A 24,646-nucleotide genomic window follows, 5' to 3' on the forward strand; every position below is an offset into this window, starting at 1 on the left:
TGCCGGACGGCAAGGAGTGAGCCATGAACGAGTTTTCCCCCGTTGCGGGCGGCGACGCTATCGCGATCGCCCGCGTACTTGCCAACGAACACATCGCCGATATCGTCGAGGCCTTGAACCAGGAGCCCCGTGAGACGGCATCGGAGCTGCTTTGCGAAGTGCCGTTCGAGCGGCTGGTCGAGATCTTCGACCAGCCGAAGCTCAACGGCGCATCCGAACTGGTCGAGGCGCTGCCCCGCATCAAGGCAGGCAGACTGCTTGCCGCCATGTCGGTCGACCGCGCCGCCGACATACTGCGCGATCTGAACGAGCCGGCTCGTTCCGAACTGCTTGGTGGCCTAGCGCCACCGCTGCGCGCGACGCTGCTTGCCATTCTCGGCTATCCCGAGGGCAGCGCCGCCTCGCTCATGACGACCGAATATGTCAGCGTGCCGCCGGACTGGAGCGTGGCCCGCACGCTGGATTATATCCGCAAGGTGGAGCGGACGCGCGAAACCGTCTACGCGATCTACATCGTCGATCCACAAACGCATGTCCTGTTGCGCTCGACCAGCCTGCGTCGACTGATCGCTGGCGAGCCCGACGAGCTGATCATGGCAATAGCGCCGGATCGTGCGCCTATCACCGTTTCACCGCTGACCGATAGTGAAAAGGTTGCTCAATTGATCTCGAAATATGATCTGCTCGCCGTTCCGGTCGTGGACAACGGCAAGCTCCTCGGCATCGTCACCATCGACGACATCATCGACACGATGATCTCGGAAACGACCGAGGACGTGCATCGTTTCGGCGGCATGGAGGCTCTCGACGAGCCCTATATGAAGATGGGCTTTCTGGCGATGATCCAGAAACGCGCCGGCTGGCTGTGCGCGCTGTTTATCAGCGAGATGCTGACCGCCAACGCGATGCAGAGCTACGAGGGCGAGCTGGAAAAGGCGATCGTGCTGACCCTGTTCATTCCATTGATCATGAGCTCCGGCGGCAATTCCGGCTCGCAGGCGACCTCGCTCGTCATCCGGGCGCTGGCGCTGCGCGAAATCGGCCTCGGCGACTGGTGGCGGGTTGCATTGCGCGAGCTGCCCACCGGCCTGGTGCTTGGCTCGATCCTTGGCGTGGTCGGCGTCTGCCGCATCGCGCTCTGGCAGTATCTCGGCTTCTACGACTACGGCCCCCATTGGCCGCTGATCGCAATGACGATCGGCGCCACGCTGGTTGGCATCGTCACCTTCGGCTCGCTGTCTGGATCGATGCTGCCGTTCGCCCTGAAGCGCATCGGCTTCGACCCGGCCAGCGCATCGGCTCCGTTCGTCGCCACGCTGGTCGACGTCACCGGGCTGGTGATTTATTTTTCGGTTGCGCTGGTAATCCTGCGCGGAACGCTGCTGTAAAAAACTCACGCACCTCCATCGCGGCAATCTCGTTGCCGCGATGGATTCTCGTCGCGTCAGACGCGCTCACCATCTCTCACCCGGTAAGTCGGCTTGTACATGGTGACGAGTTCTTCCGCCGCGGTCGGATGCACCGCCATGGTACGATCGAAATCATCCTTGGTCAGCCCCGCCTTCAGCGGTATGCCGAGAAGCTGCGCCATTTCGCCGGCATCCGGCCCGAGGATGTGGGCGCCGAGGACCTTTTTCGAGGCGCCGTCGACGACCAGCTTCATCAGCATCTTTTCATCGCGGCCGGAAAGTGTGTGCCGCATCGGCCGGAAGGTGGCGCGGTAGATTTCGAGATCCGAGAAGCGTTTTGCCGCCTCATCCTCCGACAGGCCGACCGTGCCGATCTCGGGCTGCGAAAAGACTGCGGTAGCGATCGTGTCATGGTCGGGCGCCGTCGGATTGTCCTTGAAGGCGGTCTCGACGAAGCACATCGCCTCGTGGATTGCCACCGGCGTCAATTGCACGCGGTGGGTGACGTCACCGATCGCCCAGATGTTGTCGATGTTCGTGCGGGAGTATTCGTCGACGTGGATTGCCCCGGTTTTGGTCATCTCGATGCCGACGCCTTCCAGGCCCATGTTCTCGGTATTGGGAACGCGGCCGATGGCGAGCATGACCTGGTCGACCGTCAGCACCGTGCCGCCGGTGACAAGGGCGTCGAGCCGGCCGTCAGGGCGCTTCCTGACCCACTCGGACACGGCGTGGCAGAGGATTTTTATCCCCTTCTTTTCCATCGTGTCGTGCAGCAAGCGTCTGAGGTCCATGTCGAAGCGGCTGAGGATCTCCTTGCCGCGGTAGACCAGCGTGGTGTCGACGCCAAGGCCGTGAAAGATATTGGCGAATTCGACGGCGATATAGCCGCCGCCCTCGATCATGATTGCCTTCGGCAACTCCTTTAGATCGAAGGCTTCGTTGGAAAAGATGCAGTGCTCATGGCCGGGCAATGCCGGATGCGGCGCCGGGCGCCCGCCGGTAGCGATCAGGATTTGGTCGGCGGTAACGGTGCGATCCTCACCGAGAAGATGCACCACATGCGGATCGACCAGGGTGGCGCGCGAATGAAAGACCTCGCCGCCGGCGCCCTGCACGTTCTTCTTGTAGATGGCCTCCAGCCGGCTGATTTCCCGGTCCTTGTTGGCGACCAGCTTTTGCCAGTCGAAACGCGCCTCAGGCACCGTCCAGCCATAGCCGGCGGCGTCGGCGAAATGCTCGGGGAATTGCGAGGCGTAGACATATAGCTTCTTCGGCACGCATCCGCGGATCACGCAGGTGCCGCCATAGCGGTATTCCTCGGCAATGCCGACACGCTTGCCGAGTGCGGCCGCGACGCGCGCCGCCCTCACCCCGCCGGAGCCGCCGCCGATGACGAAAAGATCGTAGTCGTAACCGGCCATGGCTGAACTCCTTGCCCCTCAAACACCGAGACAGGTAGGCTGCCGACTATCAAAAGAAAAGCCCGGACTTGCCGGGCTTTCTGGTCCAGTGGCGGTCAGGCGGCTCGGAAGTCCGCGATCAATTCGGTGTAGCGTCCGCGGGAGCTGCGCCATCGGCCGGAGCGGTACCGTCGGCAGGTGCAGCCGGCGCCTTGGCATTCGCCGCTGCACCCAGGGTCTCGCCGACCTGCTGGGCGAGATCGCGAGCCAGGCCGTTCTGCCAGATCTCGGCAGCCTTCACCAGTTCGCGTGTCACGATCGGGCCGTTGTCGAGCAGTTTCTTGCCGGAATCGGAATTGTAGAAGGCGGCGATTTCATTGAGTTCCTTTTCCGAGAACACCTTTGCATAGGCGAGCGCCGCTTCCTTTTCCAGGTCGGCGCGGCGCGATGCCAAGGCCATCGCCTTCTCGTTGATCGTCTTGGCGATCAGTTCCTGCATGTCCGGGTTCTTCTGGATCAGCTGCTGCTCCAGTGCCGCGGCCGCTTGCGGCAGGATGCTGTCGAACGTATCCGTCGCATGGATCGCCGCGACGGCGGCGCGCGCCGCCTTCAAATGCGCATCGGTGACGTCCTGCGAAGACGCAGGCGACGAAAACGCGAAAACGGCCGAGGCCGCCAGAATAGCAAAAAAGCGGCCAACCCGGTTATGCAACATCATGATCGGTAAAACTCCCTGATTTTCGGGCGGCATGGACGGTTTGGATGCCGTCGCCGCCGGCTATGATGGCCGTTGATGCCAGCCCGATGAAAAGACCATGCTCGACCACGCCCGGAATGGCGTGGAGAGCATTCGAAAGCGCTCTTGTATCCGGAATGCGGCCAAAAGATGCATCGAGGATAAAATGGCCGCCGTCTGTAACAAATGGCTGGCTCCCCGTCATCCTCAATGTAACAGGGCCGGAAAGGCCAAGGTTTGCAGCCGCCGCGCCGACCGCAATTTCGGTGGCGCGCAGGCCAAACCGGTTGACTTCGATGGGCAGCGGAAAACGGCCGATCATCTCGACCATCTTGGAGCTGTCGGCGATGACGATCATGCGGGCGGAGGCCGCCGCGACGATCTTTTCGCGCAGTAGCGCGCCGCCGCCGCCCTTGACCAACGTCAGCGCCGGATCGATCTCGTCGGCGCCGTCGATGGTGAGGTCGAGCTCGGGCGTTTCCTCGAGGGTCGACAGAGGCACACCAAGCTCGTTGCAAAGGACGGCGGTGCGCTCCGAGGTCGGCACGCCGATGACCGTCAGGCCAGTGGCGACCTTGTCGGCGAGCAGCCGCACGAACTCGTCCGCTGTCGTGCCGGTGCCGATACCGAGCCGCATGCCATCCGTGACATGGGCAAGCGCTGCCCACGCGGCCTCAACCTTCAATTGCCTCGCATCCATGCCGGGTCCCAAGATTTGTTTTGGCGCTCGTAGCATTTTTGCCGGGCTGGTCAAAGGACCTTGCCCGCGGTGGATAAGCCGGCTTGCCTGAACGGGCCGCAGCGGCTATCGCCTGCCGGCAATCAAATCGTCACAGGACAGGCCATGACCCGACCGATCATCGTGTTCGACCTCGACGGGACGCTGATCGACACGGCGCCGGACCTGCTCGACAGTCTCAACCACAGCCTTGCCGCCAGCCAGCTCGCGGCCGTCGACGAAGCCGGCTTCAAGCGCTTCGTCGGCCATGGCGGCCGGGTGATGATCGAGCGCGCTCACGCAGCGCAGCATAGGTCGCTGGCAGTGGAGGAGCACGACCGCCTGCTCAAGCTGTTTCTGGACCATTACACCGTCAACATCCCCGGCAAATCGCGCCCCTACCCCGGCGTCCCCGAGGCGATCGCACGGTTCGAGGCAGCCGGTTACCTGCTGGCCATCTGCACCAATAAATACGAGGCCAATTCGGTGGCATTGATCGAGGCGCTCGGCCTGACCAGGCATTTCGCGGCGATCTGCGGTCAGGACAGTTTTCCGTTCCGCAAGCCCGACCCGCGCCATCTCACGCAGACCATCGCGCGCGCCGGCGGCGACCCGCACCGTGCACTGATGGTCGGTGATTCGCAGACCGACATCGACACGGCGAAAGCCGCCGGGATTCCGGTGGTGGCAGTCGATTTCGGCTACACCGACCGCCATGTGCGAGAGTTCGAACCGTCGGCGGTAATCTCGCATTTCGATTCTCTGACGCTCGACCTGGTACAAGGACTGATGGCCTCGGCAGAAGGCTGAAGCCGGGCATCAGGCGGACCGCAGATGCCGACCGACAAGTGGTTGACTTCGCAGGCCGGCCTCCCTTATATCGCGGCGCGCTTGGCCTTCGGGCAACGAGCGGGCGATTAGCTCAGCGGGAGAGCACACCCTTCACACGGGTGGGGTCGCAGGTTCAATCCCTGCATCGCCCACCATCTGCTTTCCTGAATCAATTCAAGCCAAGCCAGAGCGGCTAGCAGCTGCAGGTAGCCCCCTCGCCGCCAAAATTCTTTTGGGCAAAATTCAAAGCGCTGCTGTAGCTCGTATAGCTCTGGAACTGGCAAACGTTGGAGCCGGCCCGCACCTTCATCTGCTCGATATCCCAGAACGAAACCTCGATACGGTCGTCGGCGCAATAGACTGTATAGCGCTCAGGTTCCAGCGCTGCGGCTTTCTGCACAGGCATCGAAATGGCCAGGATGGAAAGTGTGAAAAGTACAAATATGATGGCATGACGCGTTTGCATGTAGACCCCCGAATGACCACCGGCACTATTATGGCCGCGATGTTGAGACGACGCATCATGATTTTAAGCAGTCGCCGTGTTCTTTCGGCGGCCATAAATCAGGTACGGACGACGTCTCCCTGTAGCGCAACGCTCCGCGATCCCGGAACAAACCTGCATGGAAACGAGTTTCTACTGATCGAGATGTGAGGGAAAGCCATGTCCAGACTTGTTTTGGCGGCCGCCGTGCTGCTTGTCGGCGGATCGGCCTTTGCCGCGGACGAAAATCCGGTGCCGCCGCAGAATGCCAAGAAGCTGTCGGAAATCATTGCTAAAGTCGAGCAGCGCGACGACTTCCGCTACATCAAGGAAATCGATTGGGACAGCGGCGCCTACACCGTCATTTATTACACGAACGACAAGGCCAAAGTCGAAATCACCTATGATCCGGTGACAACCGCGCCGAAATGAAGCTGTCCGCCAACGGTCCAGATTCTAAAGAGTGGCGCGCCTCGAAGGCCCCCGGCCTTCGGCACACCCTTGCGTAGATATGACTTTGATGGCTGACTGGGTGCTATCATTGCGCGCGGGGGTGGGCATGGCGACGGCGAAGCACCTATTGAAGCGCGTTCTGATGATGCTCGCCGGTTATTTCGTTGCGGTATTGGTGGGCTTGATCGCGGTGGCGGCGATCTATGGCGGGCTGAGCTCGCTGCCAAATGCGCCGAACTATTTCGACGTCATGGGTGTCACGCCCGTCGCGGTGCTTCTGGTGCCGCCGCTTGGTATGTTCATCTATTTTCTGACGATCGTGCTGACCGCCCTGCAGACACTGATCTTCGCACTGATTGCCGAGTTTTTCTCGCTGCGCAGTTTTTGGCTGCATATGATCTTCGGCGCCGCGGCCGCGGTTGGCGGCTTCGCCTTGATCTGGCCCAGTGTACCAGACGACACGAACCCGGAGCGTTGGGCCGATATCGGTATCATTGCCGCGGCAGGCATTGTTGCCGGCCTAGTCTATTGGCTGATCGCCGGGCGCGACGCCGGCTTCCGGCGTCCGCTGTTTCAGCGCTAGAACCGTATCTCAGCTAGCCGGCGAACGCACCGCTTCGGTGCTGTCGAGCGCCTGCTGCAGCCGTGTGTCGCGGCCGTAGACGTCGTTGAAATATTCGACGGTGCCGGACAGGTCCGGCCATGCGGTGAAATAGGCGACATAGACCGGGATCTTGCGTGTCACGTCTTCGGTCGAATGTCCGTGTTTCAGTCTGTCCTCGATGTAGTCGACCGAGGTGCCGAGAACGGCAGCCGCCATGCCGCGCGGATCCTGCAAGCGAACGCAGCCATGGCTGAGCGCGCGCACGTCGCGCTGGAAAAACGACTTCTGCGGCGTATCGTGCATGTAGATTGCATGCTTGTTGGGGAACAGTATCTTCAGCTCGCCCAGCGCATTGGCCTCGCTCGGCAGCTGGCGCACGCCGTAAGGTATCTTTGCGCCGTAGGCGCCCCAATTGACCGAGGAGGAGGGAATGCGCTTGCCGCGGGCATTGACCACCTCATAGCCGGCGCGGTCGAGGTAGCCAGGATCCCGGCGCAGCCGCGGCAACATCTCGTTGACCAGGATCGACTGCGGCACGCCCCAATAGGGATGGAAATCGACCTGCTCGATCTGGTCATAGAAGAAAGCAGTCTGGTTGGTGGGCCTGCCAACGACGGCGCGGGTCTTCAGCTTCTCCTCGCCGTCGTCGATATAGCTCGCGGTGAAAGCCGGCTGGTTGATGAAGACGCGCGGGCTGCCGAGGTCGGAAGGCAGCCAGCGCAACTCTTCGAGCGCAACCCGAACCTTCTGAATTTTGTCGGCCTTGGACGTTCCGGTCAACGATGCGACGGTACGCGGGCCGATGACGCCGTCGCCTTTCATGCCGGCCCGTTTCTGCACCGCCTTGATCACCGGCACCAGCTCCGGATCGTAGACCTGGCTGGTGGCGAGCCTCGCCAGGACCTCGCCATAGGCGCCGCCCATCTCGTCATCGAGATTGCGCGCGATCTTTGTCAAAAGCTTCGGCAGCTCGGGGCTGGTCTGCCCCGGTTTCAACAGCAGATTGGGATCGATGGTGATTTCGTCTTCGGCGCTGGCCTGGAGCGCTTCCAGTTCGACGCGCAGCGCCTGATACTCGGCGTTCTGTGGATGCCGCGATTCGAGGTAGGTGCGCACTTGCTGGGTATGGGCCAGTGTCTTCAGCACCCCTTCCATGTCGAGCGGCTTCGGCGGAAAATCGTAGTAGCCGGTCATGCGGTTGGGATCGACGCGGCCGCTTTGTGCGTCACGGGCGTAGCGCAGGACACGCGCCGACAGCGCCATCTCGAAGCGGACCAGCTCTTTCAGGCGTTCATCGGCATTGCCCGCCGATGCGCCTGCTGCCGGAACTTCGACGGTGTAGTCGGCGGGCGTCAGGCCGTAGCTCGCGGCCTCGCCCAGCACCCGCACCGCATCCTGGGCGCGGCTGCCGGGACTGGTTCCCGTCACCCAGATGAAATCCGGATTGGCCGAGTAATAGGCGATCAGCGCCTTGGCGATGTCCTTCTCGGCGTAGAGGTCATAGCCGTCGAGCCCGGCAATGGCTTCGCGGAATGCAGCCCCGGTGGCCGCCGGCTCGAATGCAGCATCCTGAGGCGTTGCCGGTTCAGGCGTTGCCGACAGTGCCGAAAAATCGACGCGCACCAGCGGATCGCTCTTGTAGGTATAATAGGACGGGCTGCTGATTTGCGCACCACCACCGCCCCCACCACCGGAAGCGGCCGGCGCCTTGGGCTTCGGCTTGTATTTTGACGGTGGCGGCGGAAAGTTACCTTTCGGCGGTGCGTGTTTGACGCCGCCGCCGAAAAGCATATCGAAGAACCCCTGCGCTTCAGCCTTCGGCGCCCCGAAGGCCAGCATTGCCGCGGCCACCGCAAACGGCAGCACGGTTGCTTTATTTCCAAGGAGTTTCATGGATCACCCGCTCCGGTTGAACCGGATCCCGTTCCGCACCGCTTTCACGGTCTCGCCCACCGCATGGCGGATGTAAGGCGTGACTACACTGATTCATACTGATTTCGTTAAGCTTCCATAAATTTCGGAACGTCTGTTGCAGAACGGTTTCACAACATCGTGACGGGTCAAGCCAATCCGCCATCGCCCCCGACCAATGGTAGTGCCCGTGAGCCAAGCCTCAAGCGTTGGCGCCGCCGTCGATGGTTAATGCCGCGCCTGTCACGAAGCGCCCTTCGGGACCGGCAAGCCAAGCGACCATGCCGGCGATCTCGTCGGCCGTGCCGAAGCGAGGCATCGCCATCTTCTGGCGCTGATGCTCGGCGTGCGGGCCGGTTGCCGGATTCATGTCGGTATCCGTCGACCCCGGATGGACGACATTGGCGGTGATGCCGCGCGGACCGAGATCGCGTGCAAAGGCCTTGGTCAGGCCAACCAAGGCAGCCTTGCTGGCCGAATAGGCGCTCAGGCCGGCGTCGGTGGCACGCTCGGCCAGATTGCTGCCGATCGAGATGATCCGGCCACCCTCGCCCATATGCGCTGCCGCCGCCTTGGCGGCGACCTCCATTGTCTCATCGAAATCGGCAAGCGACAGGACATCGATCGGCGCAGCGCGCCAGACGCCGGCGCTATTGACCAGGATGTCGAGCCGTCCGAAGGCTTTTGCTGCCTCATCGACTGCCGCCTCGATCGCCCCAGCATCGCGATTGTCGGCCTTGATGGCAAAGGCCCGGCCGCCGGCCGCCTCGATTTCCCTGACCACCGCACGCGCCCCTTCCTCGCCATTAACATAGGTGATCGCCACGCCTGCGCCGTCGGCCGCGAGCCTTCTTGCGATCGCCGCACCAATGCCGCGGCTGCCGCCGGTGACCAGGGCGGCCTTGCCGTTCAAGCCTCTGGATGACATTTGCTTCTCCATTTTGTAGTGATTGATACATAAATATCTGTCAGCCTTGCTGAACCACGTCAACTGAATTATGTATCGATCAATACAGAAGGGATGCCATGCCGGAACGAGGCCGCCCCCGCACCTTCGATCGAGCCGCCGCCTTGCGGCGTGCGATGGAAGTGTTTTGGGCCAAGGGTTATGAGGGCGCGTCGATAAGCGACCTGACCGCTGCAATGGGCATCAACTCACCCAGCCTCTATGCCGCCTTCGGCAGCAAGGAAGCGCTGTTTCTCGAGGCAACCGAGCTTTACACGCGGGTCGAGGGAACCGAGATCTGGTCCGCGCTGGAAAAGGCGCCGACTGCGCGCCAGGCGATCGAGTGGTTCCTGCGGCAGACAGCCAAGGCGTATTCGCAGACCGGTCGCCCGCAAGGCTGCCTGATCGCGCTCGGCGCTTTGCACCAGGATTCAAGCTGTGGTGCCATCTGCGATGATCTTCGCCGTCGCCGCGCCGAAAACCGCGAAGCCTTGCTGAGACGGCTCGAGCGTGGCGTGGCCGAGGGGGAGTTGCCGGCCGATTTCGACTGCGGCACGGCCGCGACCTTCTATGCGACCGTGCAGCACGGCATGTCGATCCAGGCGCGCGACGGCGCGTCGCGCTCGGCTCTTCTGGAGACGGTGGCCGGGGCAATGGCGGCTTGGATAGCGATGGCCGGCACCGGGGCGGCGTGACGATCCCCGGCAGACAAGAACAGACATTCAGATCACTACAGAGACGGCTCCAGCCTGCCCGCAACGAAGCCAACGGCACGCTCCACCACACCCTTGTCGGCGAGAATGCGGCGGTGGCCGAGCCCGTCGGCCCAGTACAGCCGCACATGGTCTCCCGCGCGCGCATAGAGCCTTGCATGATCGGCGGACACTTCGCGGTCGTCCGGCGCGTGGATCACCAGCGTCGGCAGCGGCGTGCTTGCCAGTTGGCGGTCGCCGGTGAACTCGTGCAACGGCCGGCCGGCGATGCGCTCGACCCGGTCGGCCATGGCGACCTGCGAGCGCGAGCCGACATTCAGCATGCGGCTGAAATCAGCAAAGATCGCTGGCAGGGAGCTCGGCGCGGCGATAAGCACCAGTCGCCCGGCCGCCAATCGCGGGATGTTCCTGATCGAACCAGCGACGGCATTGGCGGCAACGGCACCACCAAAGGAATGGCCGACGATGGCGGCAAACGGCCCGAACCATTCGCCGGCAACCCGTGTCGCATCGACCGCACTGACCAGGGTAAGCCGGCGGCCCTGCGACTGGCCGTGGCCCGGCAGGTCGAGCGAGACCACCTTGTAGCCGGCATCGCGATAGGCTTCGATCAATGTGCGCATGTATTCGGTGCGCGAACGCCAACCATGGATGACGAGCACGGTGCCGGCAGTTGCCCTGCCCGGCTCGGGCCGGAATTCATGCACCATGACGCAGCCGGTTCTGGTCTTTAGCCGGTGATGGCGCGCTTGGGTCATGAAATCGGCGGCGCGATCGATTGCGCGGCGCTCACCTTGGCTCAAGCTCTTTTCGTGCGGCGTGCGGCAGAACAGCTCGAATGCGGCACGCCCGGTGAGTCGCGGCGCCACATGCTCGGCCACGCCGAACGTGCCGCGGATGACCTTCAGTCCAAATGATGCCATAGTGGCGATCCATCCATTGGTTCAAGCATGAACATAATAGTTCAAACATGAACATTAAGCAAGACCTGCCCTGGGACAACCCGCGTTTTCGCAACTGGGTCGCGGTGGCGCGTGCCTGCCACGTGGTGGAACGCACCCTGGCGGTGAAGCTGGCGCCGCTCGACCTGAAGCCGGCGCAGCTCGACGTGCTGATGAACCTCTACCGCCATCCAGGCATGTCGCAGCACGACCTCGCTCGCCGCCTGCTGGTCGGCCGCTCCAACATCACCATGCTTTTGCCGCAGTTGGAGACCCGCGGCCTGCTGCGCCGCGAGGGCGACGAGAAGGACAAGCGCGTGCTGCGGCTGACGTTGACCGAGGCCGGCGAGGCACTGCTGATGAAGGCGCTGAAGGTCCACATGACGCTGATCGAAAAGGCGATGAGCCAGTCGACGCCGGAACAATGCGACATGATCGGCGAACAGATGCGCAAGGTTGCCGAGGTGTTGAAGACCGCCTGACGGCTTCACCACCAAATTCCCTCACCACCAAATTTCTTCACCACATCGATTTTTTCGCGCGCTCCGGCCATTCCTTGTCGTAGACCTCGCCGTCGATGTTCTTGCGGCTGGTGATTTCCAGGATTTGGCCGGGGGTCGGCAGCGATTTCGGGTCGACATGCCTTGCCGGATTCCACAGTTCCGACCGGTGGATGGCGCGGGCGCACTGGAAATAGACCGCATCGACCTCGACGATCGTCACCGAGCGCGCCGGCTTGCCCTCGACGGCGAACGAGGCGCAGAGCCCGGTATCGGTGGTGATGTGGGCGCGGCCATTGACGCGCAGCGTCGTGCCGGAACCCGGCACCAGGAACAGGAGCGCGACGCGCGGATCGCGAAGGATGTTCGTTAGCGAATCGGCACGGTTGTTGCCGCGCCGGTCGGGCATCATCAGCGTTTTCGGATCGTGGATGCGGACGAAGCCGGCGAGGTCGCCGCGCGGCGAGCAGTCCAGCCCTTCAGGCCCGCAGGTTGCGAGCGCAGCAAACGGCGAAGCTTCGATGAAGGCTGCGTATTCGGGAATCAGCCGGTCGAGCTCCTTGATCACCGACGCCTCGCCAGGCAGGCCATAGAGCGCTTCGAGTTGTTCGATGGTGGTGATCACGGACATGTTTTCGTCTCCAAACCTTTGCCGGCGCTACCCCAGACGCATGACGTTTTCACGACACGATGTCCTTTTGTCGGTCATCAGGAAACGGGTGTCGAGGCAACGTAAACAAGGGCAAACCGCATTACCTGCATGATCGTGCCAACGGATACGGAGACCGAAAAATGGATAAACCGCTCGGCCGGCGACGCTCCGCCATGGAACTTATTGAAAACATGTTCAATGTTGAAATGCGTTTCCTGCAATCAGGGTCGGAGAGCCTCGATGTGCTTGCCAGCGCATTTCATGCCGAGATTGTCGTGCATGAGCCGCAGTCCCTGCCCTATGCCGGTGACTGGAACGGCCTCGACGGCGTTGGCGCCCTTTTCCGCAAGATGCGGGAAATCAGGAGCGACGTGGCGGTGGAGAACCTTCAAACCGCCCAAAACGATTACATGGTGTTCATGAGCTGCACGCTTTCGCTGACATCGCGAGCCACTGGTGCAACCATCAAACAGCCGTTTGCCGAAGTCTTGCGCTTCGAGGATGACCGGCTGATCGAAGGCACGCCGTTTTATTACGACACCAGCGAGATACTGGCGATCCTGCGTTGACCGGAGAGTCCTGCAGGATCCATTCAGCGGTCGCGACTCAGCCCCTTCTCTTCCAACTCGGCGAGATAGGCGGCCCAGCGTGCATCCTTCTCATGACCCAGCGTATGCAGGTAATTCCAGGTGAAGATGCCGGTGTCGTGGAAATCGTCGAAGGTGATGCGCACGGCATAATTGCCGACCGGCTCGATCTTCAGGATCGCTACATTGCGCTTGCCGGGAACGGTGACGCGCTGTTCGGACGAATGGCCCTGCACCTCGGCCGACGGCGAGGCGACGCGCAGCAACTCGGCCGGCAATTCGAACGGCTGATGGCCTGGAAAGGTCACGGAAAGCAGCTTGCGATCCTTCGAGACCCTGAGTTCCTTCGGCGCTGTCATGTGGTGGATCCTGCGGAGAACCACCCTTCCCTACGCCGCTTCGTGTCGAGGGAAAAGGCCGCATCGAAACTTCCGACATAATCTGTCGGCGCCGGAATGTTACCGAAGATCACGAGCTTCTATCTTGAATGGCAAGTTGGCTCGTATCACATAGCCATATATAACGAAGCCGTTCACGGCCACGGGAAGCGCATAAGCATGGATATGATCGATCCTTTCGGTCGCACGATCACCTACCTGCGCGTGTCGGTCACCGACCGTTGCGATTTTCGCTGCACCTATTGCATGGCCGAGGACATGACGTTCCTGCCCAAGAAGGACCTGCTGTCGCTGGAAGAGCTCGACCGGCTCTGCGCGGTCTTCATCGAAAAGGGTGTACGCAAGCTCCGCCTCACCGGCGGAGAACCGCTGGTACGCAAGAACATCATGCATCTGGTGCGTCAGCTTTCTCGGCATCTCGAGAGCAGTGCGCTGGAAGAGCTGACGCTGACCACCAACGGCTCGCAGCTTTCACGCTTTGCCGCCGAGCTCGCCGACTGCGGCGTCAAGCGCATTAACGTCTCGCTGGATACGCTGGATGCCGACAAATTCCGCCAGATCACCCGCTGGGGCAATCTGGACAAGGTCATGGACGGCATCGACGCCGCGCAGGCGGCGGGGCTGAAGGTAAAGCTCAATGCGGTGGCCTTGAAGGACTTCAATGACGCCGAATTGCCGGAAATGCTGCGCTGGGCGCATGGCCGCGGCATGGATCTGACGGTCATCGAAACCATGCCGATGGGCGAGATCGACGCCGACCGCACCGACCAGTATTTGCCGCTGTCGCTGCTGCGCGCGGCTCTCGAACGCCAGTTCACGCTAAGCGACATTCCCTACAAGACCGGTGGCCCGGCCCGCTATGTCCAAGTCGCCGAGACCGGCGGACGGCTGGGCTTCATCACGCCGATGACGCATAATTTCTGCGAAAGCTGCAACCGGGTCCGGCTGACCTGCACCGGCACCCTTTACATGTGCCTCGGCCAGGAAGATGCCGCCGACCTGCGCGCGCCGCTGCGTGCGTCGGAAGGCAACGAGCTGGTCGCCGATGCCATCGACGAAGCAATCGGCCGCAAGCCGAAAGGGCATGACTTCATCATCGATCGCCGCACCAACCGTCCGTCGGTGTCGCGGCATATGAGCGTCACCGGCGGCTGATTTTTCGCCGATTTCGTGCAAGAATAATCGCCTTGGTATCGGCGCGAGGCAAGGCGTGCAGCGGTTTCTTGCAGTCCTGACGTTTTTCGGAGTGATGGCGGGGACCATGGCAGTCGCCGCGCCATCTACCTACACGAACAAGCGCTTCGGCACCGTCTGCACCTTTCCGGATGAAATCTTCACTCTTCGCCAGCCCGAGCCGGACAATGGCGATGGACAACAATGGCTCACTGCCGATGGCGCCAGCCTGATCTGTTCAGGTATCCTCAATATCGATGATGACACCCCGACAGCCTTCGTCTCCGCTGAGAGAGCCAGCAAGGAACCTGGCTACAAGCTCGCCTACAGCAAGACCGGCAAGGACTGGGCGGTGCTGTCGGGCATCAAAGGCGGGAACATCTTCTACGAACGCCGCCTGTTCGGAAAAGACGGTGTCATCCGCACGGTCTGGATCGACTACCCGCCAGCCCTGAAATCGAAATACGACCCGCTCGTCGGAGCCATCGCCGGCAGCCTCAGGGGACCGTGAGCATCAGGCGACGTCAGAACTTATTCGCAGCCTATTGTTTTTGCTAGCGAGTCACGGTTGTTGACGCGTGTAGTCGTATCGTACGGCAAGCCATTTCTTGCCGCTGCCATTGGCCTGGAGGAAATGCTGCTCGGCCACTTCGTGATTGTCGCCGTCCCTGGAAATGATGAAATCGGAGGCCGTGAACCGCCCTTCGACCTCGGGGCCGAACCCGACAAAACCAAGCGGCTCGAACAGCAGTGAAATCTTGCCGTCCTCCCCGCCACCAAAACTCCAGGCGGGCATGATCCCTGCCGGGAAACGGGTGTCCATGGAGACATACTTCCAGCGGCCCTCCACCCGGTCATAGCTCAAATAGGCTATCCGCTGGAAGTCTGGGACTTTCGACCCGGGCGCCGGGCGCATCACCTCCTGCATGAAGGGGCCGATCATCGTGCGCTCGGCCACCAGCCCGGTCATCACGATCGGCTGGACGCCGGGCGTTGGCCAGATCGTGTTGACGACGGTCCATTTCCCGACGCGGCGAGCGAGCTCATCCGCTTCGTGACCCGGCGTGGACATCCGTTCGACTGCCGACGCCGAAGCGTCGTTCTCGGCGAACGCAGGCGCTATCGCCATGAGGATAACCGCCAGTGCAGAAGAGAACCGGAAAGCCGACGAAACGTGCCGCCTGCTGCCTGTGCCAAGCCTGTCCGCATTGCCTCGTGCATTCATCATGGACCACCTCCCCAGACAAGATCAGAAGCCTACAATGACCAATTTGATGAATCTTGCCGAGCAAATTTGATCTCGTCGAAAAATTTTCGTCGAGCCGCAGTGTGATCGATTTGCCCTGCGAACCCATCCTTTAGAACGGCACCTTTTCGGGATCACACCCAGAAAAGGTCTTGTCCGCAAACGGTCACCGGATTTACCGCAAGCCCATTCGGGCCTAGCCTCTGCTCTGGAGCGGTTCTTCGCCCAGTGGGGGAATACGATATGCGCAAACTCATTCTTTCTCTTGCATTGCTCAACCTCGCGGCCCTACCCGCGGCGGCCCAGTCGATCGGCGGCACCTATGCCGTGGCCGGCACCAACTTCGATGGGTCGTCCTATGGTGGCGACGCGACGATCACGCTGACCAGCGAGACGACCTGCACGATCCATTGGGAGACAGGCGGCTCGTCCTCGGACGGTATCTGCATGCGGAACGACGATGCCTTCTCCGCCGGCTATGTCATGGGCAAGGCGGTTGGCCTTGTCGTCTACAAAATGCAGGAAGACGGCTCGCTGCATGGCCTGTGGACGATTGCCGGCAAGGAAGGCAACGGCACCGAGGTACTGACGCCCAAATAAGTCCTGCCGCTCTTGCGCGGCAGATGTCACGGGCCACAGAAAGGCTGTGGCCCAGCCTTTGACGTTGCTGTTTTGCGGGTGCCTGCTAGACGCTTGCTGCAGGACTCACCCGGTAATCGCCTTGCCTCTTTCGCTAAATCTGCGCGGCGCGTTGTTCATGATGGTGGCCATGGCTGGCTTCACCCTCAACGACGCTATCACCAAATTCTCGTCGGAATCGATGAACATGGCGCAGGTCATGCTGATCCGCGGCGCCTTCGCTTCGCTTTTCGTTGGCCTGCTTGCGTGGCAACGCGGCGCGCTTGCCCGGCCAGGTTCGATGCTGCAGCCGACAGTTGCGCTGCGCGTCGCCAGCGAGGCCGGCGCCACCGTGTCGTTCCTGGTTGCTCTGGCAGATCTTCCGATCGCCAATGTCTCCGCCGTGCTGCAGGCGCTGCCGCTGGCGGTGACGATGGGCGCCGCGCTTGTGTTCAACGAGGGCGTCGGCTGGCGGCGCTGGCTGGCTATTGCCGTCGGTTTTGCCGGCGTGCTGATCATCGTGCGGCCGGGCTTCGAAGGGTTCAGCGTCTTTTCTCTGCTGGCGCTGGCCAGCGTCGCATGCTGTGCGGTGCGCGATCTCGCCACCAAGCGGATACGGCAGGCAATTCCGACATTGCTGGTGTCGACCGCTACCGCGCTTGCCATGACAGTTCTGGGCGCGGCACTGCTTTCGCCGATGGGCGGCTGGACGCCCATGACAGGAAAAAGCACGGCGTTCCTGGCGCTGGCGGCGGTGCTTGTGCTCATCGGCTACCAGTTCATCATCACGGCCATGCGGGTGGGCGATATCTCCTTCATCGCGCCGTTCCGCTACACCGCCCTGCTCTGGTCGATCCTGCTTGGCTTCACAGTCTTCGGCGATGTCCCCGATCTGCCGATGATCCTCGGTGCCACGATCATCATCGCGTCAGGCCTCTATGCACTCTACCGCGAACGGATCGTCGGCCGGCAAAAGACGGCTGCCGAAAGCGCTGGACCGGACATGGCGCCGGACGGCATATAGGCGTGACCGTCGACGACCGTCTGATTTGAAAACTGGATTTTGGTCATTGGGTCTAGGCAGCAAACGATGGGCCGACATATCGCAGGGATCATTCTGGCCGGCGGCCGGTCGAGCCGGATGGGCGGCGGCGACAAGACCCTGCTTGCGCTTGGCGACGGTACTCTGCTCGACCGTGTCGTTTCGCGCCTTGGCCCACAGGTCGGACCGCTTGCGCTTAGCGCCAATGGCGATCCAGCACGGTTTGCCGCGACGGGGCTTCCGGTGCTTGCCGATACCGTCAAAGGTTATGCCGGGCCGCTTGCCGGGATCCTGACCGGTCTCGAATGGGCTTCCGACACGACTTGCCAGGCGCTGGTCACGGCTGCCGGCGATACGCCTTTCCTGCCCAGGGACATGGTCGAGCGGCTGCTCGCAGCAGCCTATGCACGCCCGGGCTCTATCGCGGTCGCCTGTTCCGGCGGCAAACGACATCCGACCTTTGCACTCTGGCCGCTAGGGTTAGATCAGGCCTTGCGACAATTTCTCGTCGAGGAAGACAACCGGCGCGTTGCGGCGTTCATCGACCGGCACGGTTTTGTCGAGGTGGAATTTCCCATCCTGAAATCCGGCGGGGCCGAGATCGATCCGTTCTTCAACATCAACACTCCCGACGACCTTGCCCAGGCCGCGCATCTGTTGCAGAGCATCGGGCCATGAAAAGACGTATCTTCGGCATCACCGGCTGGAAGAACTCCGGCAAGACGACATTGACCGAAAAGCTGGTGGCCGAACTCGTCCGGCGCGGCTGGAAAGTGTCGACGGTAAAACACGCCCATCATGATTTCGACATCGACAAACCCGGAGCGGACAGCTTTCGCCACCGGCAGGCGGGAGCGATGGAGGTCGCGGTCGTGTCGGGCAGGCGCTGGGCGCTGATGCACGAATTGCGCGGCGAGGACGAGCCGACGCTAGACGCGATCCTGTCACGGCTGACACCCTCCGATATCGTGCTGGTCGAGGGTTACAAGCGCGAGGCGCACAAGAAAATCGAGACGCGACGGCTCGAGGCCAAGGACCGGACACCACTCTCGGCAGGCGATCCACACATTGTCGCCATCGCCTCCGACTTCCCCATTGTCGGCGTAGACCTGCCGGCCTTCGATCTCGACGACACGAATTCGATAGCTGACTTCATCGAGCGCGCCACCGGCCTGTCGCGCTGAAGATGCGGCAGAAGACAGTTTCCGCCCACTTACTTTCCAATTTAGGCGTCTGACCCAGCGTCATCGCTTTCTGACCATGACCTTCCCTCAAGCGACGGTTTTGCAGTTGCTTTTTCTTGGGAAAGAATGGGAGTATCGCGCCAGCGGGCGGTCAAAAGCACCGCCCACAGAGCCGTTCGGGAACGACGGCCGGGACCAACAGAGAGGACCATTATGCGTATTGCACTGCGTATCGCGCTCGCCGCATCGGCTGCGCTGCTGACGCTTGGCGTTGCCCAGGCCCAGGAAAAAACCTTGAGGATCGGCACCGAGGGAGCCTATCCCCCATTCAACAACCTCACCGCCGACGGCCAGCTCGTAGGCTTCGATATCGACATTGCCAAGGCGCTCTGCGACGAGATGAAGGTGAAGTGCACCTTTGTCGCGCAGGACTGGGACGGCATCATTCCAGCCCTTCAGGCAGGCAAGTTCGACGCCATCGTCGCGTCGATGTCGATCACGCCGGAACGCGCCGAGAAGGTCGACTTCACCCACAAATATTACAATACGCCGCCGGCGATCGCCGCGCCCAAGGACACTGACATCAAGGGTGTCACTAAGGAAGATTTGGCCGGCAAGACGATCGGCGTGCAAGCGTCCACCACGCATTTCAACTATTCGACCAAGACTTATACCGACAGCACCGTCAAGCCGTATCCGACCGCGCAGGAATACCAGCTCGATCTGGCCAATGGCAGGCTCGATGCCGCCAATGACGACGTCGTCGTGCTGCAGCAATGGCTGGATTCGCCGGACGGTGCCTGCTGCAAGCTGGTCGGCACAATCCAGCCGGTTATCGAAATCCACGGTCCGGGCGCCGGCATTGCCGTGCGCAAGGGCGAGACCGATCTGGTCAACCAGTTCAATGCGGCGATCGACGCCATCCGCGCGAACGGAAAGTACAAGGAAATCAACGACAAGTACTTCAAATTCGACGTCTATGGCGGCGAGTCCTGATCGACCGACATAGGACGACGTGAACGGCGGGAGATTCCCGCCGTTCTTATAAGGATGCCGCGCACGAGGGGTGACGCGGTTTGGGTCTCAAAAAGCTTTAAGGAGAACAGGCAGGCGGATGCAGAGCGCACTGACGCTTCTCAGTTGGGGACCCGAAGGCTGGCTCGACGACATCGCCGCGGGTGTGTTTGTCACGGTATGTCTTGCGCTGGCCACTCTGCCCTTCGGGCTGACGCTCGGCTTTTTCGTGGCGCTGGCCAAACAGTCGGAAGAGCCCTCGCTGAGACTGGCCGGGAACATCTACACCACGATTTTTCGCGGAATACCCGAGCTGCTCACACTGTTTCTGATCTTCTTCGGCATCCCATTGATCCTGCAGTACATTGTCCGGCTAGTGAGCCCCGGAACGTCCGCCGACGTCAACAGCTTCGTCGCCGGCATGATCGCGCTGTGCTTCATTTTTTCCTCTTATTCCAGCGAGGTGTTTTTATCCGCGTTCCGCGCGATTCCAAAAGGGCAATATGAGGGAGGCTATTCAGTTGGCCTGTCCAGCGGCCAGACGATGCGGCTGATCGTGCTGCCGCAGTTGATCCGCATAGCGTTGCCCGGACTTGCAAATCTCTGGCTTATCCTGCTCAAGGACACCGCCCTCGTCTCGGCAGTCGGCCTCAACGAGATCCTCCGGCAGAGTGGGGTTGCCGCTCGCGTCACCAAGCATGCCTTCCTGTTTTATGGTTTTGCCGGCCTGATTTATCTCCTGCTGGCGATCGTCTCCTCCTTCGGCATCAATGCGATCGAACGAGCGGTCGGCGGCAGCGAGGTCAAGAGATGAGCCTGGCCACCGACACGCTGAAGGTCGACCGGCCGCCGCCGCCCGCACGCGGCTGGTCGCGCCAACGCATCCTCGGCCATGTTCTGGTCGGCCTGTGGATCGCACTCGGCATTGGCATGGTTGTCTACCTGGTCGCTGCGTGGAACCCGGAGTTCTTCCAGAAATATGCACCCGGTTACATATCCGGCCTCGGCATCACCCTGTTGCTGGTTGCCATCTCGATTGTGCTTGGTGCGATCCTGTCTGTGCCGATCGCCTATGCACGCATGTCGAAGAACCCGATCCTTTCGGGGTTCGCCTATGCCTATGTCTATTTCTTTCGCGGCACGCCGCTGTTGGCGCAGACCTTTCTGGTCTACTACGGGTTGGGCTCCTTCCGGCCGGAGCTCGAGATGGTCGGCCTGTGGGGCTTCTTCCGCGAGGCGTTCAACTGCGCGATCTTCGCCTTTTCGCTGAATACGGCCGCGTACCAGGCCGAGATTTTGCGTGGCGCGATCGAGAGCGTGCCGAGGGGCCAATGGGAAGGTGCCGCCTCGCTCGGCCTGCACAAACTGCAGACGATGTGGAAAATCATCCTGCCGCAGGCGCTGATTGTGGCGCTGCGCCCCTATGGCAACGAGATCATCCTGATGATCAAGGGCTCGGCAATCGTCGCCATCATCACGGTCTACGATTTGATGGGCATAACCCGGCTCACCTATGCGCGCACCTTCGACTTTCAGTCGTATATCTGGGCGGCGATCATCTATCTGATCATCGTCGAAACATTGCGCCACGGCGTCGAGTGGATCGAACGCCGCATCACCATCCATCTGCACCGCTGACTCCCATCGCCTTGCCTGATCCGGTAAGAAGACCGCAAAGCAGGCTTCTAAGGGATTCGAAAACATGGCTTCGGTGGCATTTCTCGGTCTTGGCGTCATGGGCTATCCGATGGCCGGGCATCTCAAGAACAAGGGTGGTCACGACGTCACCGTCTACAACCGCACCAGGGCCAAGGCCGAGCAGTGGATTGCCCAGCATGGCGGCAGCTTCGCTGCGACGCCAGCGGAGGCGGCCGAGGGCAAGGACTTCGTCTTTTCCTGCGTCGGCAATGACGACGATCTGCGCTCGGTAACGACCGGCGCCGGAGGCGCCTTCAATTCCATGAAGAAAGGCGCCGTCTTCGTCGACAACACCACGGCATCGGCCGAGGTCGCGCGCGAACTGGCGCAGCAGGCGCAAGCGCTCGGGTTTGCGTTCCTCGACGCCCCGGTCTCCGGCGGTCAGGCAGGCGCCGAGAACGGCATGCTGACCGTGATGGTCGGCGGCGAGCCCGACGCCTTCGACAGGGCCAAACCGGTCGTAGATGCTTATGCCCGCATGGTCGGATTGATGGGATCGGCCGGGGCTGGCCAGCTCACCAAGATGATCAACCAGATCTGCATCGCCGGCCTCGTTCAGGGCCTGGCCGAGGGCATCCATTTCGGCAAGCAGGCCGGGCTCGACATCGAAAAGGTCATCGAGGTGATTTCCAAGGGCGCCGCTGGTTCCTGGCAGATGGAGAACCGCCACAAGACAATGAATGCCGGCAAATATGATTTCGGCTTCGCCATCGACTGGATGCGCAAGGATCTTGGCATCTGCCTTGCCGAGGCCGACCGCAACGGCGCCAAACTGCCGGTGACGGCACTTGTCGACCAGTTCTACAAGGACGTGCAGGCGATGGGCGGCAAGCGCTGGGACACGTCCTCGCTGCTGGCAAGGCTGGAGAAGTAGGTTCGCCGTGGCCGAGCTTTCGCCTCAATCCAGCGCCGACGAAATCGTCGCTCATCTGCGCTCGATTGGCTCGGAGGAAAATCGCCTTGGCATGCTGCGCTACGGCATCAAGATCGAACGTGCGCTCGGTATCTCGCATGGCGTGCAGCGGCAGATTGCCAAGAAAATCAAGCGCAACCATGAGCGTGCCTTCGAGCTTTGGCAGACAGGCATCATGGAGGCGCAGTTCATTGCTTCCGTGACAGCCGATCCGGAGCGGTTCTCCGCCGCGGATGCAAGACGATGGGCGGCGACTTTCGATTCCTGGGATATCGTCGACGGGGTCTCCGACCTCTTTGTCGATTCGGATTGCTGGAAGGAATTGATCGCCGAATTCGCGGTCGACGAACGGGAATTCGTTCGGCGCACGGCTTTTGCGATGATGGCCTGGTCGGTGGTTCACCGGAAGAAGGAACCCGAGACGACCTTCCTCGAATTTCTGTCGATCATCGACGCGCATGCGACCGACGGCCGCAACTTTGTGAAGAAGGCTGTGAACTGGGCACTTCGTTCGATCGGCAAGCGATCGATGAATTTGCACGGCCCTGCCCTTGCCCTGGCGCAAAAACTGGCAGCCTCGACGGACAAGACTGCACGCTGGATCGGCAAGGACGCCGTGAAGGAACTTTCCGATGCCAAGACGCTCGAACGGCTCGCCACCAGAAAAGCTTGACCTGAGCGAAGTGCGCTTCACGGAGGTGACGCAATCGACGCGCGCCGATTTCGAAAACCTGTTCGAGCAACCCGGCGGGCCGAAATACTGCTGGTGTATGGCTTGGCGCAATCTCGACCGCCGCGAGCATGTCGAGAACGTCGAGAAGAAACGCGCGATGATGGCGCTGATCGACGCCGGCACGCCGGTCGGCATTGTCGCCCAGAACGATGGCCGGACCGTCGGCTGGTGCTCGGTCGCGCCGCGCGAGACCTACCGCAAGCTGTCACGGCAGCAGGACGACCGCGAGGCGGGGATCTGGTCGATCGTCTGCTTCTTTGTGCCTAGAGCGTTGCGCGGCGGCGGGCTGGCGAGCGCATTGCTTGATGCAGCCATCGATCACGCCTTTGCCAAAGGCGCCACGACGATCGAGGCCTATCCGGTCGACCAGGCGTCGCCGAGCTACAGCTTTATGGGTTTTCGGGACATGTTCGCCGCACGCGGCTTTCGCGAGATCGGCATGACCGGCTCGCGCCGGCATGTGATGCGGCTTGAACGTTGACCTTGGCGACAGCGGCAGCTTTACTTGCTGGCATAGGCCGCAGATCAAGGCTCAGCAAGTGGAGCAGGAATGAAAAACCGTCTCAAGTCAGGCGCGACGCTTGCAGCCGCAGTGTTCGCGTCTGTTGTCGCAGGCAACGCTTGCGCCGGGACGATGCATATTTTCTGGAAGGATCTGCGCCCGGCGAGCCAGGCAGCCGCCGAAAGCGTCGGGCTGCCGATGATCGCGGCCGAAATGCCGGATCATGGCGAGACGCTGTCACTCAACTTGCAGGACAAGACCGTACAACTCGCGGGCTATGCACTGCCGGTCGATCGCGACGGCGATCTCGTCTATCAATTCCTGCTGGTGCCCTGGACGGGAGCCTGCAGCCATATGCCGACGCCGCCGCCCAACCAGATCGTCCTCGTTACGCCTGCCCAACCCTACCGGATGTCTGAGGCCTACCAGCCGGTTTCGGTAACCGGCGCATTGCAGCCCGGCATGGAGAAGAGTCAGCTTTTTATCCTTGACGGTGTAAGCGTCATCCAGTCGGGCTACACTGTGCGCAAGGCCGAGGTGGTCGACGTCGACACCGTGCCGGACACGATCACGCTGCCGGTCAACTCGCCCTGGACTTTCCTCAACAAAAAGAAGAACTAAGCAGAAGAATCTCAGGCAGCGTTGGCGCCAGACTCCTTGTCGAGCACCATGTAATCCAGCGGCATCTCGGTCGTGTATTTGATCTGCTCCATGGCGAAGGAAGACGACACGTCGCGGATCTCGATCTTGGCGATCAGCCGCTTGTAGAAGGCGTCGTAGGCGGCGATGTCGGGCACCACGACGCGCAAGAGATAGTCGACGTCGCCGCTCATGCGGTAGAATTCGACCACTTCGGGAAATTCCTGGATAACTTCCGAAAAGCGCCGCAGCCATTCATGGCTGTGCGAATTGGTGCGGATCGAGACGAACACGGTGACCCGCACATTGACCTTTTCATGATCGAGGATGGCGACACGCCGCTTGATGACGCCCTCTTCCTCGAGCTTCTGGATGCGCCGCCAGCACGGCGTCGTCGACAGGCCCACCTTCTTGGCGACGTCGGCGACTGCAAGCGTCGCATCCTCCTGAAGGAGGCGGAGGATTTTTCTATCGAGGCGGTCCATTGGGTGCTCCCCTGATGCAAGTCGTCCAAAGTGCGCAGCGGCCTTGGCACAACGACATGCATAAAAACAAGAATTTAACGCGCGTCCCCTCATGCGCGACGCGCTTCGAGGAA

30 protein-coding genes, 1 tRNA gene and 1 pseudogene are annotated in these 24,646 nt (G+C 61.5%); 21 read left to right on the top strand and 11 right to left on the bottom strand.

The features are described from left to right. Positions 1-23 precede the first annotated feature (23 nt). On the top strand, positions 24-1,388 hold the full coding sequence (gene mgtE / locus NKH70_RS23085; RefSeq protein WP_352977217.1) for a magnesium transporter: 1,365 nt from the start codon (positions 24-26) through the stop codon (positions 1,386-1,388). A gap of 56 nt (positions 1,389-1,444) precedes the next feature. On the opposite strand, the gene gor is transcribed toward mgtE, so the two are convergent. The 3 genes from gor to rpiA all read right to left on the bottom strand — a co-directional run bounded on the left by gor (position 1,445) and on the right by rpiA (position 4,248). Continuing rightward, a complete protein-coding gene (gor, locus tag NKH70_RS23090) occupies positions 1,445-2,833 on the bottom strand; it encodes a glutathione-disulfide reductase (RefSeq protein ID WP_352977216.1) in 1,389 nt (462 codons plus the stop codon). Between the two features lie 118 nt (positions 2,834-2,951). Beyond that, the gene (locus NKH70_RS23095; RefSeq protein ID WP_352568635.1) at positions 2,952-3,530 is read right to left on the bottom strand and encodes a DUF2059 domain-containing protein; all 579 of its coding nucleotides are present in this window, start codon (positions 3,528-3,530) and stop codon (positions 2,952-2,954) included. Then, positions 3,517-4,248 (bottom strand): ribose-5-phosphate isomerase RpiA, encoded by a 732-nt coding sequence (gene rpiA, locus NKH70_RS23100; RefSeq protein ID WP_353026084.1) that lies wholly within the window; start codon positions 4,246-4,248, stop codon positions 3,517-3,519. Before rpiA ends, NKH70_RS23095 begins: the two co-directional genes overlap by 14 nt. A gap of 144 nt (positions 4,249-4,392) precedes the next feature. On the opposite strand from rpiA, the gene NKH70_RS23105 reads away from it, so the two are divergent. Both NKH70_RS23105 and NKH70_RS23110 read left to right on the top strand, forming a co-directional pair. Continuing rightward, positions 4,393-5,076, top strand: coding sequence for a phosphoglycolate phosphatase (locus NKH70_RS23105; RefSeq protein ID WP_352719463.1), 684 nt, complete (start codon positions 4,393-4,395; stop codon positions 5,074-5,076). Between the two features lie 101 nt (positions 5,077-5,177). Continuing rightward, positions 5,178-5,252 (top strand) — tRNA-Val (locus NKH70_RS23110). 38 nt (positions 5,253-5,290) lie between these two features. On the opposite strand, the gene NKH70_RS23115 is transcribed toward NKH70_RS23110, so the two are convergent. Next, the gene (locus NKH70_RS23115) at positions 5,291-5,503 is read right to left on the bottom strand and encodes a hypothetical protein (RefSeq protein ID WP_352466207.1); all 213 of its coding nucleotides are present in this window, start codon (positions 5,501-5,503) and stop codon (positions 5,291-5,293) included. 258 nt (positions 5,504-5,761) lie between these two features. Between NKH70_RS23115 and NKH70_RS23120 the strand changes: the two genes are divergently transcribed. Next, positions 5,762-6,013 (top strand): PepSY domain-containing protein, encoded by a 252-nt coding sequence (locus NKH70_RS23120; RefSeq protein WP_292653589.1) that lies wholly within the window; start codon positions 5,762-5,764, stop codon positions 6,011-6,013. Positions 6,014-6,140: 127 nt separating this feature from the next. Then, on the top strand, positions 6,141-6,617 hold the full coding sequence (locus NKH70_RS23125; RefSeq protein WP_352977213.1) for a hypothetical protein: 477 nt from the start codon (positions 6,141-6,143) through the stop codon (positions 6,615-6,617). A gap of 9 nt (positions 6,618-6,626) precedes the next feature. Here NKH70_RS23125 and NKH70_RS23130 read toward each other — a convergent pair whose 3' ends face one another. Then, positions 6,627-8,531, bottom strand: coding sequence for a L,D-transpeptidase family protein (locus NKH70_RS23130; RefSeq protein WP_352977212.1), 1,905 nt, complete (start codon positions 8,529-8,531; stop codon positions 6,627-6,629). A gap of 220 nt (positions 8,532-8,751) precedes the next feature. Next, positions 8,752-9,477 (bottom strand): SDR family oxidoreductase, encoded by a 726-nt coding sequence (locus NKH70_RS23135; RefSeq protein ID WP_352977211.1) that lies wholly within the window; start codon positions 9,475-9,477, stop codon positions 8,752-8,754. Between the two features lie 98 nt (positions 9,478-9,575). On the opposite strand from NKH70_RS23135, the gene NKH70_RS23140 reads away from it, so the two are divergent. Then, positions 9,576-10,190, top strand: a complete 615-nt coding sequence (locus NKH70_RS23140) for a TetR/AcrR family transcriptional regulator (protein ID WP_352466210.1) — start codon at positions 9,576-9,578, stop codon at positions 10,188-10,190. 35 nt (positions 10,191-10,225) lie between these two features. Here the strand turns inward: NKH70_RS23140 and NKH70_RS23145 are convergent, their stop codons facing one another. Next, a complete protein-coding gene (locus tag NKH70_RS23145; protein ID WP_352977210.1) occupies positions 10,226-11,131 on the bottom strand; it encodes an alpha/beta hydrolase in 906 nt (301 codons plus the stop codon). Between the two features lie 47 nt (positions 11,132-11,178). On the opposite strand from NKH70_RS23145, the gene NKH70_RS23150 reads away from it, so the two are divergent. Next, positions 11,179-11,631, top strand: coding sequence for a MarR family winged helix-turn-helix transcriptional regulator (locus tag NKH70_RS23150; protein ID WP_353026087.1), 453 nt, complete (start codon positions 11,179-11,181; stop codon positions 11,629-11,631). Positions 11,632-11,668: 37 nt separating this feature from the next. Here NKH70_RS23150 and NKH70_RS23155 read toward each other — a convergent pair whose 3' ends face one another. Further along, a complete protein-coding gene (locus NKH70_RS23155) occupies positions 11,669-12,280 on the bottom strand; it encodes a pyridoxamine 5'-phosphate oxidase family protein (RefSeq protein ID WP_352977209.1) in 612 nt (203 codons plus the stop codon). A gap of 161 nt (positions 12,281-12,441) precedes the next feature. Here NKH70_RS23155 and NKH70_RS23160 point away from each other — a divergent pair, with 161 nt between their 5' ends. Next, the gene (locus NKH70_RS23160; RefSeq protein WP_352977208.1) at positions 12,442-12,870 is read left to right on the top strand and encodes a nuclear transport factor 2 family protein; all 429 of its coding nucleotides are present in this window, start codon (positions 12,442-12,444) and stop codon (positions 12,868-12,870) included. A gap of 23 nt (positions 12,871-12,893) precedes the next feature. Here the strand turns inward: NKH70_RS23160 and NKH70_RS23165 are convergent, their stop codons facing one another. Next, the gene (locus NKH70_RS23165) at positions 12,894-13,247 is read right to left on the bottom strand and encodes a gamma-butyrobetaine hydroxylase family protein (protein ID WP_352977207.1); all 354 of its coding nucleotides are present in this window, start codon (positions 13,245-13,247) and stop codon (positions 12,894-12,896) included. Between the two features lie 198 nt (positions 13,248-13,445). On the opposite strand from NKH70_RS23165, the gene moaA reads away from it, so the two are divergent. Then, positions 13,446-14,441: a GTP 3',8-cyclase MoaA gene (moaA, locus tag NKH70_RS23170; protein WP_352977206.1), complete on the top strand. Its 996-nt coding sequence runs from the start codon at positions 13,446-13,448 to the stop codon at positions 14,439-14,441. Between the two features lie 106 nt (positions 14,442-14,547). Further along, the gene (locus NKH70_RS23175) at positions 14,548-14,970 is read left to right on the top strand and encodes a hypothetical protein (RefSeq protein ID WP_352977205.1); all 423 of its coding nucleotides are present in this window, start codon (positions 14,548-14,550) and stop codon (positions 14,968-14,970) included. A gap of 51 nt (positions 14,971-15,021) precedes the next feature. On the opposite strand, the gene NKH70_RS23180 is transcribed toward NKH70_RS23175, so the two are convergent. Next, on the bottom strand, positions 15,022-15,687 hold the full coding sequence (locus NKH70_RS23180; protein ID WP_352719454.1) for a hypothetical protein: 666 nt from the start codon (positions 15,685-15,687) through the stop codon (positions 15,022-15,024). 261 nt (positions 15,688-15,948) lie between these two features. Here NKH70_RS23180 and NKH70_RS23185 point away from each other — a divergent pair, with 261 nt between their 5' ends. The 11 genes and pseudogenes from NKH70_RS23185 (at position 15,949) to NKH70_RS23235 (ending at position 24,030) form a co-directional block, all read left to right on the top strand. Beyond that, entirely contained in the window at positions 15,949-16,305 is a 357-nt protein-coding gene (locus NKH70_RS23185) for a hypothetical protein (RefSeq protein ID WP_352719453.1), read from the top strand. A gap of 121 nt (positions 16,306-16,426) precedes the next feature. Next, the gene (locus tag NKH70_RS23190) at positions 16,427-17,347 is read left to right on the top strand and encodes a DMT family transporter (RefSeq protein ID WP_353026089.1); all 921 of its coding nucleotides are present in this window, start codon (positions 16,427-16,429) and stop codon (positions 17,345-17,347) included. A 66-nt stretch (positions 17,348-17,413) separates the two neighbouring features. Further along, positions 17,414-18,043: a molybdenum cofactor guanylyltransferase MobA gene (gene mobA / locus NKH70_RS23195; RefSeq protein WP_352719451.1), complete on the top strand. Its 630-nt coding sequence runs from the start codon at positions 17,414-17,416 to the stop codon at positions 18,041-18,043. Further along, positions 18,040-18,549 (top strand): molybdopterin-guanine dinucleotide biosynthesis protein B, encoded by a 510-nt coding sequence (mobB, locus tag NKH70_RS23200; protein ID WP_352977204.1) that lies wholly within the window; start codon positions 18,040-18,042, stop codon positions 18,547-18,549. Before mobA ends, mobB begins: the two co-directional genes overlap by 4 nt. 213 nt (positions 18,550-18,762) lie before the next feature. Further along, positions 18,763-19,545 carry an ABC transporter substrate-binding protein gene (locus NKH70_RS23205; protein WP_292653573.1) on the top strand — a complete coding sequence of 261 codons (783 nt, stop codon included), beginning with the start codon at positions 18,763-18,765 and terminating at the stop codon, positions 19,543-19,545. A gap of 118 nt (positions 19,546-19,663) precedes the next feature. Then, a complete protein-coding gene (locus NKH70_RS23210) occupies positions 19,664-20,377 on the top strand; it encodes an ABC transporter permease (protein WP_023675013.1) in 714 nt (237 codons plus the stop codon). Then, entirely contained in the window at positions 20,374-21,201 is an 828-nt protein-coding gene (locus tag NKH70_RS23215; protein WP_352502421.1) for an ABC transporter permease, read from the top strand. Before NKH70_RS23210 ends, NKH70_RS23215 begins: the two co-directional genes overlap by 4 nt. A 58-nt stretch (positions 21,202-21,259) precedes the next feature. Next, positions 21,260-22,135: pseudogene (locus NKH70_RS23220) on the top strand (NAD(P)-dependent oxidoreductase); the annotation flags it as partial. 7 nt (positions 22,136-22,142) lie between these two features. Then, positions 22,143-22,847 carry a DNA alkylation repair protein gene (locus NKH70_RS23225; protein ID WP_352719448.1) on the top strand — a complete coding sequence of 235 codons (705 nt, stop codon included), beginning with the start codon at positions 22,143-22,145 and terminating at the stop codon, positions 22,845-22,847. After that, positions 22,807-23,388 carry a GNAT family N-acetyltransferase gene (locus NKH70_RS23230; RefSeq protein WP_352491299.1) on the top strand — a complete coding sequence of 194 codons (582 nt, stop codon included), beginning with the start codon at positions 22,807-22,809 and terminating at the stop codon, positions 23,386-23,388. The genes NKH70_RS23225 and NKH70_RS23230 overlap by 41 nt, the downstream gene beginning before the upstream one ends. 69 nt (positions 23,389-23,457) lie before the next feature. After that, positions 23,458-24,030 carry a DUF3299 domain-containing protein gene (locus NKH70_RS23235; RefSeq protein WP_352466225.1) on the top strand — a complete coding sequence of 191 codons (573 nt, stop codon included), beginning with the start codon at positions 23,458-23,460 and terminating at the stop codon, positions 24,028-24,030. Between the two features lie 11 nt (positions 24,031-24,041). Here the strand turns inward: NKH70_RS23235 and NKH70_RS23240 are convergent, their stop codons facing one another. Then, positions 24,042-24,533, bottom strand: coding sequence for an Lrp/AsnC family transcriptional regulator (locus NKH70_RS23240; protein ID WP_006333679.1), 492 nt, complete (start codon positions 24,531-24,533; stop codon positions 24,042-24,044). Positions 24,534-24,646: the final 113 nt, after the last annotated feature.

The sequence above is a fragment of the Mesorhizobium sp. M0991 genome, from assembly GCF_040318915.1.
Taxonomy (GTDB): domain Bacteria; phylum Pseudomonadota; class Alphaproteobacteria; order Rhizobiales; family Rhizobiaceae; genus Mesorhizobium.

Coding starts and splice junctions, on each gene's coding strand:
- mobB (WP_352977204.1), top strand. CDS start 18,040: ATGAAAAGACGTATCTTCGGCATCACCGGCTGGAAGAACTCCGGCAAG.
- NKH70_RS23115 (WP_352466207.1), bottom strand. CDS start 5,503: ATGCCTGTGCAGAAAGCCGCAGCGCTGGAACCTGAGCGCTATACAGTC.
- mgtE (WP_352977217.1), top strand. CDS start 24: ATGAACGAGTTTTCCCCCGTTGCGGGCGGCGACGCTATCGCGATCGCC.
- NKH70_RS23160 (WP_352977208.1), top strand. CDS start 12,442: ATGGATAAACCGCTCGGCCGGCGACGCTCCGCCATGGAACTTATTGAA.
- NKH70_RS23095 (WP_352568635.1), bottom strand. CDS start 3,530: ATGATGTTGCATAACCGGGTTGGCCGCTTTTTTGCTATTCTGGCGGCC.
- NKH70_RS23140 (WP_352466210.1), top strand. CDS start 9,576: ATGCCGGAACGAGGCCGCCCCCGCACCTTCGATCGAGCCGCCGCCTTG.
- NKH70_RS23155 (WP_352977209.1), bottom strand. CDS start 12,280: ATGTCCGTGATCACCACCATCGAACAACTCGAAGCGCTCTATGGCCTG.
- NKH70_RS23145 (WP_352977210.1), bottom strand. CDS start 11,131: ATGGCATCATTTGGACTGAAGGTCATCCGCGGCACGTTCGGCGTGGCC.
- NKH70_RS23235 (WP_352466225.1), top strand. CDS start 23,458: ATGAAAAACCGTCTCAAGTCAGGCGCGACGCTTGCAGCCGCAGTGTTC.
- NKH70_RS23175 (WP_352977205.1), top strand. CDS start 14,548: ATGGCAGTCGCCGCGCCATCTACCTACACGAACAAGCGCTTCGGCACC.
- NKH70_RS23130 (WP_352977212.1), bottom strand. CDS start 8,531: ATGAAACTCCTTGGAAATAAAGCAACCGTGCTGCCGTTTGCGGTGGCC.
- NKH70_RS23185 (WP_352719453.1), top strand. CDS start 15,949: ATGCGCAAACTCATTCTTTCTCTTGCATTGCTCAACCTCGCGGCCCTA.
- NKH70_RS23230 (WP_352491299.1), top strand. CDS start 22,807: ATGCCAAGACGCTCGAACGGCTCGCCACCAGAAAAGCTTGACCTGAGC.
- gor (WP_352977216.1), bottom strand. CDS start 2,833: ATGGCCGGTTACGACTACGATCTTTTCGTCATCGGCGGCGGCTCCGGC.
- NKH70_RS23215 (WP_352502421.1), top strand. CDS start 20,374: ATGAGCCTGGCCACCGACACGCTGAAGGTCGACCGGCCGCCGCCGCCC.
- NKH70_RS23205 (WP_292653573.1), top strand. CDS start 18,763: ATGCGTATTGCACTGCGTATCGCGCTCGCCGCATCGGCTGCGCTGCTG.
- NKH70_RS23125 (WP_352977213.1), top strand. CDS start 6,141: ATGGCGACGGCGAAGCACCTATTGAAGCGCGTTCTGATGATGCTCGCC.
- NKH70_RS23105 (WP_352719463.1), top strand. CDS start 4,393: ATGACCCGACCGATCATCGTGTTCGACCTCGACGGGACGCTGATCGAC.
- NKH70_RS23120 (WP_292653589.1), top strand. CDS start 5,762: ATGTCCAGACTTGTTTTGGCGGCCGCCGTGCTGCTTGTCGGCGGATCG.
- NKH70_RS23150 (WP_353026087.1), top strand. CDS start 11,179: ATGAACATTAAGCAAGACCTGCCCTGGGACAACCCGCGTTTTCGCAAC.
- mobA (WP_352719451.1), top strand. CDS start 17,414: ATGGGCCGACATATCGCAGGGATCATTCTGGCCGGCGGCCGGTCGAGC.
- NKH70_RS23135 (WP_352977211.1), bottom strand. CDS start 9,477: ATGTCATCCAGAGGCTTGAACGGCAAGGCCGCCCTGGTCACCGGCGGC.
- NKH70_RS23240 (WP_006333679.1), bottom strand. CDS start 24,533: ATGGACCGCCTCGATAGAAAAATCCTCCGCCTCCTTCAGGAGGATGCG.
- NKH70_RS23210 (WP_023675013.1), top strand. CDS start 19,664: ATGCAGAGCGCACTGACGCTTCTCAGTTGGGGACCCGAAGGCTGGCTC.
- NKH70_RS23165 (WP_352977207.1), bottom strand. CDS start 13,247: ATGACAGCGCCGAAGGAACTCAGGGTCTCGAAGGATCGCAAGCTGCTT.
- moaA (WP_352977206.1), top strand. CDS start 13,446: ATGGATATGATCGATCCTTTCGGTCGCACGATCACCTACCTGCGCGTG.
- NKH70_RS23180 (WP_352719454.1), bottom strand. CDS start 15,687: ATGATGAATGCACGAGGCAATGCGGACAGGCTTGGCACAGGCAGCAGG.
- rpiA (WP_353026084.1), bottom strand. CDS start 4,248: ATGGATGCGAGGCAATTGAAGGTTGAGGCCGCGTGGGCAGCGCTTGCC.